Source organism: Acinetobacter sp. RUH 2624, assembly GCF_000162375.2.
Taxonomy (GTDB): Bacteria; Pseudomonadota; Gammaproteobacteria; order Pseudomonadales; family Moraxellaceae; genus Acinetobacter; species Acinetobacter nosocomialis.
Map to the genome: position 1 here is coordinate 3,158,773 of NZ_KI391939.1, position 13,191 is coordinate 3,171,963.

A 13,191-nucleotide genomic window follows, 5' to 3' on the forward strand; every position below is an offset into this window, starting at 1 on the left:
AAAATCTGATATAGTACGCTGCACTGTTAGTGCCAAAAGCATGATTTATTAGATATAAACTCTAAGGAAAAAGGCTCGTTTATATGCAAATTGCCAAATTAAAAATAGCAATTATTGGGTTAGGCTATGTTGGCTTGCCGTTGGCAGTTGAGTTTGGAAAAAAGGTACCAGTTGTCGGCTTTGATATTTATCAAAAACGTATAGATGAGCTTAAGAATGGCCAAGATCATACCTTAGAAGTTTCACCTGATGAATTAAAGCAAGCTGTTCACCTCAACTATACTGCTCATTTAGATGATTTACAGGACTCTAATTTTTTCATAGTCACAGTGCCTACACCAATTGATGACTTTAAGCAGCCCGATTTAACGCCTTTAATTAAAGCCTCGACGAGTATTGGACAGGTTTTAAAAAAAGGTGATGTAGTGGTATATGAGTCCACCGTATATCCAGGCGCAACAGAAGAGGTATGTATTCCGGTTTTGGAAAAAGTATCTGGACTCAAGTTTAATCAAGATTTCTTTGTAGGTTATAGTCCAGAGCGCATTAACCCCGGTGATAAGCAGCACCGTGTAACTAATATTTTAAAAATCACATCGGGTTCCACACCTGAGGTCGCTGATTATATTGATGAAGTTTATAATTTAATTATTGAGGCAGGCACTCATAAGGCCCCGAATATAAAAGTAGCAGAAGCGGCTAAAGTAATCGAAAACACACAACGTGATGTCAATATTGCTCTGATTAATGAATTGGCTCTTATTTTTAATAAATTAAATATTGATACCGAAGATGTACTCAAGGCTGCTGGCACTAAATGGAACTTTCTACCATTCCGACCTGGATTGGTTGGAGGGCATTGTATAGGTGTAGATCCCTATTATCTTACTCATAAAGCCCAGTCTATCGGGTTGCATCCTGAAATTATTTTAGCGGCTCGCCGTTTAAATGATCGTATGGGTGAGCATGTAGCAACTCAGCTCATTAAAGAGATGGTTAAGCAACGTATTCAGGTGGTTGGTGCTCGTATTTTAGTTATGGGACTTAGTTTTAAAGAAAATTGCCCTGATATTCGTAATACAAAAATTGTTGATTTTATTAAAGCGTTGAAAGAATACGATTTAGATTTAGATATCTATGACCCGTGGGTACATGATACAGAAGTACAACACGAATATGGTTTAGCGCCAATTAAAGAATTACAACAAGGCTTGTATGATGCGATCGTTATTGCCGTTGCCCATAATCAGTTTAAATCAATGAGTGCACATGAGTTTCATGCCTTAGGTAAAGAAAAGCATGTACTTTATGATTTGAAGTATGTTTTAGATAAATCAGAGACCGATATCAGACTTTGATATTATTTAGGCTAATAATTTTAATTTGTTTAAAAATGAGGAAGAGATGTTACAAGGCTCAACAATATTAGTAACTGGTGGAACAGGTTCTTTTGGTAATACATTTGTTCCAATGACATTGGAAAAATATAATCCTAAAAAAATAATTATTTTTTCTCGCGATGAAATGAAACAATGGGAAATGGCGAAGAAATTTAAAGATGATAAACGTGTTCGGTTTTTCATTGGTGACGTGCGTGATAAAGAACGTTTATATCGCGCTTTAGATGGGGTTGATTATGTTGTACATGCTGCTGCAACAAAAATTGTACCAACTGCTGAATACAACCCTTTTGAATGCATCAAGACTAATATTAATGGTGCCATGAACCTGATTGATGCATGTATTGATAAAAAAGTAAAAGGTGTTGTTGCTCTTTCAACTGATAAAGCAAGTAGTCCAATTAATTTGTATGGTGCAACAAAACTTGCATCTGACAAATTATTTGTTGCTGGTAATGCATACTCTGGTGAACACGGTACAAAATTCTCTGTTGTGCGTTACGGTAACGTAATGGGATCTCGTGGGTCAGTTATTCCTTTCTTTATGTCAATTAAAGATAAAGGCGTGCTGCCAATTACAGATGACCGTATGACTCGCTTTATGATCTCGTTAGAACAAGGTGTAGAGCTTGTTTGGCATGCATTTGAAGATATGGTTGGTGGTGAAATTTATGTGAAAAAAATTCCATCAATGAAAGTCACCGATCTTGCTGCAGTGGTTGCTCCTGAAGCTAAACAAGAAGTTGTAGGTATTCGTCCAGGCGAAAAATTACATGAGCAAATGATCAGTGTCGAAGACGCTTATTATACTTATGAATATCCAGAGCATTATAAAATCCTGCCTGTAATCAATGATTGGGCGGAAACACAAGAACGTATTAAAGACGGTAAACGAGTTCCAGAAGGTTTCCACTATTCTAGTGATAATAATACTGAATGGATGAGTCCAGAAGATTTACAACAATGGTTAATTGAAAACGCTGAGAAAGTAGGAAATATCTAACATGTTTATCCCATATGGCAAACAAAATATAAATCAGGCTGATGTTGATGCAGTGGTTCAAGTTCTCCAATCTGACTTTTTAACACAAGGTCCTCAAGTTCCTTTATTTGAAAAATCAGTAGCAGAATTAGTTGGGGCAAAATATGCCTTTGCTATGAATAGTGCAACATCAGCTTTACATGTAGCTTGTTTGGCATTGGGATTGAAAAAAGGAGATGTCCTTTGGACATCTCCGATTACTTTTGTTGCATCGGCTAATTGTGCATTGTACTGTGAAGCAGATGTTGATTTCGTCGATATTGACCCAGATACCTATAATCTTTCGGTTAATGCTCTAAAAGCCAAATTAGAAATTGCAAAGCAAAATAATAAATTACCAAAAATTGTAGTGCCTGTGCATTTATGTGGGCAGCCATGCGATATGGAAAAAATCCATGCGCTTTCGAAAGAATATGGCTTTAGCATTATTGAAGATGCCTCCCATGCAATTGGGGGTAAATATAAAGAAAGTTATATTGGTTCTAACCAGTATTCTGATATTACAATCTTTAGTTTTCATCCAGTCAAAATTATTACAACAGCTGAAGGTGGAATGGCGCTTACCAATAATGAAGATTTAGCTAAGAAAATCGATTTATTACGTAGTCATGGCGTTACAAGAAACCCGGAATTTATGACCAAACCATCAGAAGGCCCTTGGTACTACCAACAGGTTGAGTTGGGATATAACTATCGCATGACCGAATTACAAGCTGCATTAGGGGTTACACAGTTGACTCGCTTAGAAACATTTGTGGCTAAACGACATGAGATTGCTAAAAAATATAATGAGCTCTTAAAAGATTTACCGTTAATTACTCCGTACCAATTACCGGAAACATATTCTGGTTTGCATTTATATGTTATTCGCTTAAAGCTAGATGAATTGAGTAAAGGGCGTAAAGAAATTTTTGAGATATTGAGAGAAAAGGGTATTGGAGTAAATGTGCATTATATTCCAGTACATACCCAACCTTATTATCAACAATTAGGCTTCAAACAAGGCGATTTCCCTGAAGCAGAAGCTTATTATGAAGCTGCTATTAGCTTACCAATGTTCCCTGATTTGACTGATGAGCAAATACAGTACATTTACCAGACACTAAAAGAGGTGTTGGTATAAGAATGCAACTGGCGGTTATTCCTGCGCGAGGTGGAAGCAAAAGAATTCCTCGTAAAAACATTAAAGACTTCTACGGTAAGCCCATGATTGCGTGGTCTATAGAAGCAGCACTGAAAAGTGAATGTTTTGACGAGGTCTGGGTCTCGACTGATGATCAAGAAATTGCAGAGATTGCAGTAGAGTTTGGAGCGAAAGTTCCATTTATGCGACCAGCTCACTTGTCTGATGATTATGCAACTACAGCAGATGTCATGCAACATGCGACACAAGCTTTTGCACAATTACGGGGTCAATCGCCAGACTTTGTTTGCTGTTTATATGCCACTGCACCGTTTGTACAGGTTGATGATCTGAAAACTGGGTTACAGCTATTACAATCTCATCCGCTAGATTATGCTTTTAGTGCAACGACTTTTGCTTTCCCGATTCAAAGAGCTATTAAATTGAATGAGGATGGTAATGTTGAAATGTTCCAGCCAGAAAACTTTAATAAGCGTTCTCAGGATTTAGAAGAAGCATGGCACGACGCGGGGCAATTCTATTGGGGAACGGCAAAGGCATGGCTAGAGAAATCTGTGATTTTTTCAAATAGATCACGGATTGTAGAGCTTCCTAGAACACGGGTTCAGGATATTGATACTCCTGAAGATTGGCATCGTGCAGAGTTGATGGCACAACTACTATTAGATGTATAAAAAATGAAGTTTTGTTTTAGAGCGGATGCATCTTTATATATAGGCTCTGGGCATGTGATCCGCTGTTTAACGATAGCTGATGCTTTAGCCCAACATGGACACGAGAGCTATTTTATTTGTCGCCCGCATCAAGGCAATTTAATCGAGTTTGTAAAGCAGCGTGGCTATATGGTTCATGCTCTTTCACAGCCATTATTTAATATGTCTTCAGAGTTTTCTGAGTATCAACGTTGGTTGGGTGTAACAGAGCAACAAGATGCCCAAGAGACGCTAGCAGTTTTAATAGAATACCCAGTAGACTGGATGATTGTTGATCACTATGGTTTGTCAGCAATATGGCAGCAAATAATTCGCCCAGAGGTTAGCCGTATTGTCGTTATTGACGATTTGGCAAACCGCAAACACGATGCAGATATCATTTTAGATTGTGGCTTGGCGAATACACCATCAGATTATGCAAAATTAAATCAGCGAGTGGGCCATTATTTAATGGGGCCACGCTATGCTTTACTTCGTCCGGAATTTCGTACAAAACGATTATGGTTAGAGCAACATCCAAAAACATATAATCAGGAAAAGCTAAGAATTTTGGTTAATCTTGGTGGGGTAGATAAAGATAATTTAACAGGGACTGTGCTAGAAACTCTATCAAATAGCCCACAGGAAAAGCATTTATCTGTTACTGTGGTTATGGGGGTTAACGCTCCTTGGAAAGAATCTGTTCTGCAACAAGCAAAGAAACTTCCCTTTAGCATCAATATACTTATTAATGCTAATAATATGGCAGATTTAATGGCTGAGCATGATTTGGCGATTGGTGCTGCTGGTAGTACAGCTTGGGAAAGATGTTGTTTAGGACTGCCCACGATTATGATTTGCATGGCGGATAATCAAAAAATGATTGCAAAATATTTGCATGATTTAGGTGTCGCCATATCTTTGGATCAAGCAGAGATTCATGAAAAGTTATTATGGGCATTACAACAGTTTGATCAGGAACAATTGCAACTTATGCATCAAAAAGCTTTATCCATTACCGATGGTATAGGTGTAGATTTGCTCTTGCAAACCATTTTTTCTGAGGAATTTAAGGAATGTTAGATCAAAAGAATGCTCAGCTCAGGCTCCTTGGTCATGATGATCTAGAAATGGTACTGCAATGGCGCAACCATGATGACATTCGTAAATGGATGGTTAACTCGGATATTATTACTTTAAGTGACCATTTCGCTTGGTTTGAGCGGAACAAGAATAGAACTGATCGATTATTTTATATTTTTGAATATCAGCAGCAACCACAGGGGTACATCTCCTTTGTTATGATCCCAAATAGTACAGCTTATGAATGGGGTTTCTATATAAAACCCGATGCTGAAAAAGGAATGGGACAGTTGCTGGGTAACATTGCACTGAATCATGCATTTAATAAACTTGGTTTAGAAAAAGTTTTTGGTCAGGTTTTATCATTTAATGGTAAGTCTTTAAATTTTCATAGAAAAATGGGTTTTGTCCAAGAAGGTTTGTTGAGAAAACATTTTAAAGATCAGCGAGGCGAATTTGATATATATCAATTTGGTTTGTTGCGAACAGAATGGCTAGAGGGTAAATGAGATGAGCAAAAAAATTACAATTAATAATCGTGATATCGGTACAGACTTTCCACCGTATGTGATTGCTGAGCTTTCTGCGAACCATAACGGGCGTTTAGAAACGGCACTCAAGATTATTGAAGAAGCGAAGCGCTGTGGTGCTGATGCAATTAAATTGCAAACATATAGTGCCGACACTATTACATTAAATAGCCAAAACGAAGAGTTCATGATCCGTGGTGGTTTATGGGATGGGCAGTCTCTATATGAGCTTTACCAAAAAGCACAAATGCCATGGGAATGGCATAAACCGCTTTTTGACCACGCGCGTGCTTTAGATATTACGATTTTTAGCTCACCATTTGATCGTACTGCAGTTGATTTACTTGAAGACCTTAATGCACCAGCATATAAAATTGCCTCTTTTGAAGCGGTCGATTTGCCATTAATTAAATATGTAGCTTCAACCGGCAAACCAATGATTATTTCAACAGGTATGGCGGATAAAGAAGAAATTGGTGAAGCAATTCAAGCTGCTTATGATGGTGGTTGCAAAGAACTTGTAGTCTTGCACTGTGTAAGTGGTTATCCTGCTCCGGCAGAAGATTATAATTTGCTGACCATGGTTGATATGGCGAAATCTTTTAATGTGCCAGTTGGTCTATCAGACCATACTTTAGATAATACTACGGCAATTACTTCTGTTGCTTTGGGTGCATGCCTTATTGAAAAGCATTTTACACTCGACCGCAATGGTGGAGGACCCGATGATAGTTTCTCTTTAGAGCCAAAAGAACTTCAGCAATTGTGCCAAGGCGCCAAAACAGCTTGGCAGGCACTTGGTCATGTAGACTATGGTAGAAAATCAAGTGAACAAGGCAATGCTCAATTTAGACGCTCACTTTATTTTGTAAAAGATTTAAAAGCAGGTGATGTAATTGATGAATCAAGTATCCGAAGCGTACGCCCAGGCTATGGTCTACCACCTAAATTTTATGACGAACTTTTAGGTAAAAAAGTAACGCAGGACGTAAGTGTAAATACGCCAGTAAAGTTAGAAATTATTAGCTAATGACCTTAGGTTTGAAAATAGCACCGCTCATAAACTTGTCTATCCGAGCACTGACGCTTCTGGGCAAGTTTATTTTACTTTTTTATATGGCAAAATTTCTTAGTGCTGAAGAGGTCGGTGTTTATGGTCTATTTGTAGTATTGGTGAGTTACTCATTATATGCTGTAGGATTTGATTTCTATACATTTTCTACACGTGAGCTTGTGCTAAAAGATAAAAAAGAATGGGGAAGCTTTTTAAAAAGTCAAAGTTTTTTAATAATTTTTGCTTATATTGTTATATTACCAATTATTCTTTTCCTTGCTAGTTACTCGATTCCAACTAAGTGGTTATTTTTTTTGGGTTTGCTGATAGTTTTGGAACATTTAAATCAGGAACTCATGCGGCTTTTGATTATTGATAAAAAAACAGTTATGGCAAATAACCTACTTTTTATTAGAAGTGGCCTTTGGTGTTACCTTATTATTGGATGTATGATTTTTGCACTAGTTGAAAATCAACTCGATAGTATTCTTGATGCTTGGATAGTCTCTGACTTGATTGCTTTGATTGTAGGTTGGTTAGCTTTAAAGAAAGGACTAGTATTTAGTAAGAGTCAGATCATACAAATAGAATGGTTGAAAAGTGGGTTAAAAATTTGTATACCACTACTGATTTCCACTTTAATTTTGAGAGCCATCACAACAGTAGATCGGCTTTGGTTAGAACAATTAGAAGGTTTAAAAGTAATTGCTGCATATAGCTTATTTATTGGACTTACCAATGCAATTATTAGTTTTTTAGAAACAGGAGTCTTTTCCTTTATCTATCCTAAAATGATCCAAGAGAAAAGTAATAGTGAAAATTTTAGAATACTTGTAAAGAAAATGTTCTTCCAGTCCTTAGGGCTAGCTTTACTTATATCTATTGTATTAGTGATAAGTTTTCCCTATTTCCTACATTGGATTGGGAAAGATATATACTATACATATAAACATATTTTCTACGTTGTATTGTTTGCGAATTTAATCTATTGCGTAAGTATGGTTCCTCATTATATTTTATATGCAAAACATAGAGATAAGCAGATTGTTCTTTCTCATATTCTTGGTTTAGCTATATTTATTCTTAGTACACTCGTTTTAATATTTAATAAAGTACAAGTTGCTGTAGCTTATGGATTATGCTGTGCTTTTTTATCAATATTGATAGCAAAAGTGGTCTTCTCGTTCAAAAAAAATAGGTTTGTTTAGCGATGAATTTCTTAATATTGATAAATTCTGCCCCCAACTATAAATATTTCTTTTATGAGTTAGCGAAAGAAATAGAAAGCCGTGGGCACAACATTTATTTTGCTATAGATTCTCATCGTTCAAAGTATCTTGAACCATTACCTGAATTAGATAATAATCAAAATTCTTTCTTTTTTGATAGCTATTTAGAGAAAAATTTTGATAAAAATTTAAGTGTTTCACACAATAATAATCAAGAATATTGGGGAGATTATTTTTATTCGGATTATGATCGTTTTTTAACGCATGATTTTAATTTAAATAAAGATAAAAATTATTGGCTTAATGTAAAAGTTAGTCTAGATTCTTTTTTTGAAGATATTATAAAAGATAAACAAATTGACTTTGTTTTGTATGAAAATATATCAAACAGTTTTGCTTATGCCGCTTATTTACAGTGCACGAAACTTGGTAAAAAATATATTGGATTAATGGGGTCACGTTTACCAAATCACTTTGAAATTCAAAATTCTATTGTGGAGGAGGAGTTAAAAAAACTAGAAATCTTGGCTCAAAAACCAATAACACAAGATGAGATGGAGTGGTTTGAAAACTATAAAAAGAGTATTGTAGATATTCAACCAGATTATATGAAACAGAATGGATTGGATAATGTTGCAATTTCTAGAATAGTGAAACTTAATAAGTTTTTAAAAGCATTACGCTTACTTACTATTGGTTTTAAATATAAACATTATTACGATTATCAGTTTGGTAATCCATTTATGGTCCCTATTAAAGCAATCCGAGTAAATATTAAAAGATATTTAAATACAAAAAAATCTCAAAAATTTTATATAAATAATGACGAGTTAGAAATTTGCTCATCTAAAGAAAGATTTTATATATATCCAATCCACTTTCATCCTGAGTCTTCAACTTCTGTATTGGCGCCGGAATATACAAATGAATACTCGAATATTATAAATATTGCCAATAATCTTCCTTTTGGTACTTATTTATATGTAAAAGACCACAAAAGTGCAAAAGGTGTGCAGAGTTATGAATTCTATAAAAAAGTAAGTTCATTACCTAATGTTCGTTTAGTTAATTTTGATGTGAATATTAAGAGATTAATTCTAAAGTCATTAGGTGTTATTACTGTTAATAGCACGGCTGGGTATGAAGCTTTACTTCTTGGAAAACCAGTTTATCTTTTGGGTAGAGTGTTTTATGAAAACTTTAATAACGTATATAACCTCAAATCCTTTAGAGATATTAGAGATATTAGAGATATTCTGGATTTTCAATTTTTAGATGTAAAAAAAGATTTTATCGCATATAAAAAATATGTTTATAAAGGTGTAATTTTTATTGATTATGGTAATAGAGTCAATGATAAAAAAAGATACTTTAGTGAATTGGTCGATTCGATATTCTTAAATATTAATACGGATATTGAGTGAAAGTGATATGTTTATTGAGGTTTTGCGTGTTGATAATTGATTCTATTATTCACGTAAAACAAGGAAGGGTAATATTTTAAATGTATAGATTCTTTATTAGATTATAAGGGCTATATTTTAAACTTGTTAAAAGATAGCTGTTTTTTGAGATTTATATACTTATTGAGCACAGCAGATTTGAATGTGATCTCTTTAAAGAATATACAAATCAAAGTATTATGTGGATAATATTTAATATTAATTATTTTCAATTCTATGAAATTTTAAAACATAGATTGTAATGGAAATAAATTTTAATAAATATTTCTCAATCTTATTTAATAGGATTAGCCAATGACATTATTTATGTATTGTTTTCTTTGTTTAATAGCTTTAGGTTTTACTTTTGTGCAAAAAAAACATTTTCTAAATTATGTTTTTATTTTCTCCTGTTTGATGGGGTGGTCTATTGTTGCGCGGTTTAACTCAATTCAACAAGATTTGACAGTTTATTCGGAGGTAATGACTTATGATTGGGAATTTTTTAAAAGCTTTTATGTATTAAGAGAGCCAGTTTATTGGATTACAAGTAAAATTCTTTATGATTTTTTTAAAGATCCTATTTTTGTATTTATTATATGGGATGCTATAATTTTTAGCTTACTTACCTATGTTGCTTATAAAAAAGATGTAAAACCATATTTTATTTTGGTTTTTATATTGTTCTTTCCTAATGTTATGGGTTTTTTAAACGTTTATAGGCAATATATATCAACAGTATTTCTTTTCTTGTCTTTTTTGCTTGTTTATGAGAATCATATAAACTCCAAGTTTTTTTATTTAGCTTCTTTTTTTAGTCATAATGTGGGAGCTATATTCTTGCCTTTGATTTTCATAAGGAAGAAATTTTTTCAAATTAAATTTATTTTAGCTTCTATTACTTCTATATTTGCTATGATTCTCTTATCGGGCTCAAAATCTGAAGTAGATACCGGAGAAACATCTCCATTGCTTTTTTTTGCTGTTGTGTGCGCTGGAATGCTGATTTTTTTATCATTGAATAAATTAATATTATATAAAAAAAATATAGATTTATATTATATAAATATGTACTGCATATTTGTATCTCTTTTTTCTGTTTTATTTTTATCTAATGCTCCAGCAAAAAGAATTTGTATGATTGCTTTAATTTTTTTATTATATTCAATTTATTGGTTTATTGAAGATAATAAAAAGAATATTCTTGTTTTTAGATTTGCTTTGGTATTTGTTGCTATAGTCCCAACGTTTATATTCCCATCAGTTTTTAATATGCTTTTATATGTAGGTCTTTAATTTATGAATGCTTCTTTAATTCTGTCTCATAAAAATATTGATCATATTTATAATTTGGTGCAACAAATACTTGATTCTAATTTTTATATTCACATTAATTTAAAGGTTAATTTTGTTAAAATAAAAAAAGCTACTTCTAATATAGGAAATATTTTCTGTGTGGAAAATCGGGTTGATAGTAAATGGGCTAGATATAGTATAGTGAAAGATATTCTTAATTTAATGAACTATATTTTACAGCAAGATACTCGGAATAAATATTTTTATTTAATTAATAGCGATGATGTTATTTTAATCAACGAACAGGTTTGGGACGACTCTACAATATATATGGAATATGTAGGGACAGGATTATTTTCTCGTTCAAAGTACTTCTTCATTGACTCTGCTTTAAGTAATATTCTGATTAAAGGGGGATGGTTCTTATATACATTATTTTTTTTTATTTTTTTAAAAAGAGAGAAGGATTACAGAGTAAATGCAACATTCATAATTTTTGTATGTTTCTATTTCTATGAGAATATTTTTAATGGAAATTTACTATTATCTATTTTTTTATTTATGAATTTTTACAATCTTTTGTCAAAAAGTTATAGTTTGAAGAATATTGGGTGAGTGTATGGGAAAAATAGCTATTTTAATTATGGCTCATAAACCTATAAAGTATTTTGAAGGTTTAGCAAGAGATAATCAGCAAGTTAATTTTTTTGTCCACATGGATATAAAGACTAATTTTGTTAATCCTGAAATTAAAAATTTATATTTTTTAAAAGATGAGTTAAGAGTAGATGTTAAGTGGGGAGGATTTTCGCAAGTACAAGCTACCCTCAATTTACTTTCTTTTGTATTCCATAATTCCGATTCTGAATTTTTTCATGTAGTAAGTGGTGAAGATGTTATTCTATCAACAAATAAAAATTTATCTGAAACTTTAACTTGGAGTAATTCTAATATTTTTATGGAACTTACGGACTCTCCTCGACATAGATATCGTGTAAGATTTTTTGCTCCCCATGTTGAGACTAGATGGCAACGTAAGCTAGTAGGTAAATTATTTACTTTTTCTTTAAAGATATTAGATAAAATTTTTATTACCAAGAAAGATTTCTGGTTTGGAAGTAATTGGTTTTCAATTCGTAGAGAAGAATTGAAAATTATTTTAAACTCAATTACAGATAGAGATATTTCATTATTTAAACATAGATTAAATCCTGATGAGCATTTCTTCCAATATATAGTGGTGAAAGCTGGTCTTAGAAATAATATTAGTTTGAAAGGTAACAATAGGTATATTATTTTTGATAAGAGATATAATAATGGAAATAATCCTATTTACTTAAATGCTGATCAGTTGTTAAAGCTCAAAAATACGTGTTCCCATTTTTTTGCTAGGAAAGTGGATATTGATAATCAGTTAAAATATTATGAAAGGGTGAATTTCTAATGTTGCAGTTTTCTGTATTGTTATCTTTATATTTCAAAGAGAAACCCGAATACCTAGAAAAATGCTTTGCAAGTATTTGGGATAATCAGAGCTTAGAACCTAGTGAAATTGTATTAGTTTTAGATGGTTCAATTGGGGATGAGCTTGATGCATGTGTACAAAAGTGGAAGTTAAAAATTGGTGATTGCTTAAAAGTAGTTGCGCTACCTCAAAATGTTGGGCTTGGAAAAGCATTAAATGAAGGTTTGAAACAGTGCAGTTATGATTGGGTATTCCGTATGGATACGGATGATATTTGTACCCCTGATCGTTTTGAAAAACAGGTTGCTTTTATAAAGCAGAACCCTGATGTTGTTCTGTTTAGTGGACAAGTGATGGAGTTTGATAAAGACATTACTGATGCAAATGTTCTTAAAGCAGTACCGATAACTTATGAAGAAATTAGAGAATTTGCGCAAAAGCGTTGCCCATTTAATCATATGACTGTAGCTTATAAGAGAGATGTAATTTTAGGCTTAGGTGGTTATCAGCACCATTTATTTATGGAAGACTATAATTTGTGGCTACGTGTAATTGGAAATAATTACAAAGTAGCAAACTTGCCTGATGTGCTTTTATATGCTCGTGTTGGTAATGGTATGCACGCACGGCGCAAAGGTTTCCAATATATTAAAAGTGAAAAACAGTTACTAGATTTAAAAAAACAACTAAAGTTACAAAATCCTCTATATGCTAACATGCTGTTTCTGGTACGGTCTGCGTTTAGACTGTTACCAGCGAATTTATTAGGTACAATTTATAATACCTTTCTTCGTAAAGATATTAAAAAATGAGT

At 33.1% G+C, this 13,191-nt stretch carries 13 protein-coding genes; all 13 read left to right on the forward strand.

The window, feature by feature from the left end:
• Nucleotides 1–83: 83 nt before the first annotated feature.
• The 13 genes from tviB (at nt 84) to gtr5 (ending at nt 13,189) form a co-directional block, all read left to right on the forward strand.
• Entirely contained in the window at nt 84–1,358 is a 1,275-nt protein-coding gene (gene tviB, locus HMPREF0014_RS21470; protein WP_001165091.1) for a Vi polysaccharide biosynthesis UDP-N-acetylglucosamine C-6 dehydrogenase TviB, read from the forward strand.
• 46 nt (nt 1,359–1,404) lie between these two features.
• Entirely contained in the window at nt 1,405–2,403 is a 999-nt protein-coding gene (pseB, locus tag HMPREF0014_RS21475) for a UDP-N-acetylglucosamine 4,6-dehydratase (inverting) (RefSeq protein WP_000939040.1), read from the forward strand.
• Between the two features lies 1 nt (nt 2,404).
• Complete coding sequence (gene pseC / locus HMPREF0014_RS21480; protein WP_000470519.1) at nt 2,405–3,565, forward strand: UDP-4-amino-4,6-dideoxy-N-acetyl-beta-L-altrosamine transaminase; 1,161 nt, start codon at nt 2,405–2,407, stop codon at nt 3,563–3,565.
• A gap of 2 nt (nt 3,566–3,567) precedes the next feature.
• Nucleotides 3,568–4,260 (forward strand): pseudaminic acid cytidylyltransferase, encoded by a 693-nt coding sequence (pseF, locus tag HMPREF0014_RS21485; RefSeq protein ID WP_001175208.1) that lies wholly within the window; start codon nt 3,568–3,570, stop codon nt 4,258–4,260.
• Between the two features lie 3 nt (nt 4,261–4,263).
• Nucleotides 4,264–5,361 (forward strand): UDP-2,4-diacetamido-2,4,6-trideoxy-beta-L-altropyranose hydrolase, encoded by a 1,098-nt coding sequence (pseG, locus tag HMPREF0014_RS21490; protein WP_000666853.1) that lies wholly within the window; start codon nt 4,264–4,266, stop codon nt 5,359–5,361.
• Complete coding sequence (gene pseH / locus HMPREF0014_RS21495) at nt 5,355–5,870, forward strand: UDP-4-amino-4,6-dideoxy-N-acetyl-beta-L-altrosamine N-acetyltransferase (protein ID WP_000886732.1); 516 nt, start codon at nt 5,355–5,357, stop codon at nt 5,868–5,870. The genes pseG and pseH overlap by 7 nt, the downstream gene beginning before the upstream one ends.
• A gap of 1 nt (nt 5,871) precedes the next feature.
• Nucleotides 5,872–6,921: a pseudaminic acid synthase gene (pseI, locus tag HMPREF0014_RS21500; RefSeq protein WP_000037963.1), complete on the forward strand. Its 1,050-nt coding sequence runs from the start codon at nt 5,872–5,874 to the stop codon at nt 6,919–6,921.
• Nucleotides 6,921–8,153: an oligosaccharide translocase Wzx gene (gene wzx / locus HMPREF0014_RS21505; protein WP_000172211.1), complete on the forward strand. Its 1,233-nt coding sequence runs from the start codon at nt 6,921–6,923 to the stop codon at nt 8,151–8,153. The genes pseI and wzx overlap by 1 nt, the downstream gene beginning before the upstream one ends.
• A gap of 2 nt (nt 8,154–8,155) precedes the next feature.
• Entirely contained in the window at nt 8,156–9,598 is a 1,443-nt protein-coding gene (locus HMPREF0014_RS21510; RefSeq protein ID WP_001010045.1) for a capsular polysaccharide synthesis protein, read from the forward strand.
• Between the two features lie 333 nt (nt 9,599–9,931).
• A complete protein-coding gene (locus HMPREF0014_RS21515; RefSeq protein WP_006581406.1) occupies nt 9,932–10,912 on the forward strand; it encodes an EpsG family protein in 981 nt (326 codons plus the stop codon).
• 3 nt (nt 10,913–10,915) lie between these two features.
• Complete coding sequence (gtr3, locus tag HMPREF0014_RS21520) at nt 10,916–11,527, forward strand: oligosaccharide biosynthesis glycosyltransferase Gtr3 (RefSeq protein ID WP_006581405.1); 612 nt, start codon at nt 10,916–10,918, stop codon at nt 11,525–11,527.
• Between the two features lie 4 nt (nt 11,528–11,531).
• Nucleotides 11,532–12,356 (forward strand): beta-1,6-N-acetylglucosaminyltransferase, encoded by an 825-nt coding sequence (locus tag HMPREF0014_RS21525; protein WP_000515955.1) that lies wholly within the window; start codon nt 11,532–11,534, stop codon nt 12,354–12,356.
• Entirely contained in the window at nt 12,356–13,189 is an 834-nt protein-coding gene (gene gtr5 / locus HMPREF0014_RS21530; RefSeq protein WP_000938925.1) for an oligosaccharide biosynthesis UDP-D-galactose glycosyltransferase Gtr5, read from the forward strand. The genes HMPREF0014_RS21525 and gtr5 overlap by 1 nt, the downstream gene beginning before the upstream one ends.
• Nucleotides 13,190–13,191 lie beyond the last annotated feature (2 nt).

What these genes read in the sequence shown, in the direction of transcription:
- gtr3 (WP_006581405.1), top strand. Translation starts at nt 10,916, where the DNA reads ATGAATGCTTCTTTAATTCTGTCTCATAAAAATATTGATCATATTTAT.
- HMPREF0014_RS21515 (WP_006581406.1), top strand. Translation starts at nt 9,932, where the DNA reads ATGACATTATTTATGTATTGTTTTCTTTGTTTAATAGCTTTAGGTTTT.
- pseH (WP_000886732.1), top strand. Translation starts at nt 5,355, where the DNA reads ATGTTAGATCAAAAGAATGCTCAGCTCAGGCTCCTTGGTCATGATGAT.
- HMPREF0014_RS21510 (WP_001010045.1), top strand. Translation starts at nt 8,156, where the DNA reads ATGAATTTCTTAATATTGATAAATTCTGCCCCCAACTATAAATATTTC.
- pseC (WP_000470519.1), top strand. Translation starts at nt 2,405, where the DNA reads ATGTTTATCCCATATGGCAAACAAAATATAAATCAGGCTGATGTTGAT.
- gtr5 (WP_000938925.1), top strand. Translation starts at nt 12,356, where the DNA reads ATGTTGCAGTTTTCTGTATTGTTATCTTTATATTTCAAAGAGAAACCC.
- pseF (WP_001175208.1), top strand. Translation starts at nt 3,568, where the DNA reads ATGCAACTGGCGGTTATTCCTGCGCGAGGTGGAAGCAAAAGAATTCCT.
- pseB (WP_000939040.1), top strand. Translation starts at nt 1,405, where the DNA reads ATGTTACAAGGCTCAACAATATTAGTAACTGGTGGAACAGGTTCTTTT.
- wzx (WP_000172211.1), top strand. Translation starts at nt 6,921, where the DNA reads ATGACCTTAGGTTTGAAAATAGCACCGCTCATAAACTTGTCTATCCGA.
- tviB (WP_001165091.1), top strand. Translation starts at nt 84, where the DNA reads ATGCAAATTGCCAAATTAAAAATAGCAATTATTGGGTTAGGCTATGTT.
- pseI (WP_000037963.1), top strand. Translation starts at nt 5,872, where the DNA reads ATGAGCAAAAAAATTACAATTAATAATCGTGATATCGGTACAGACTTT.
- HMPREF0014_RS21525 (WP_000515955.1), top strand. Translation starts at nt 11,532, where the DNA reads ATGGGAAAAATAGCTATTTTAATTATGGCTCATAAACCTATAAAGTAT.
- pseG (WP_000666853.1), top strand. Translation starts at nt 4,264, where the DNA reads ATGAAGTTTTGTTTTAGAGCGGATGCATCTTTATATATAGGCTCTGGG.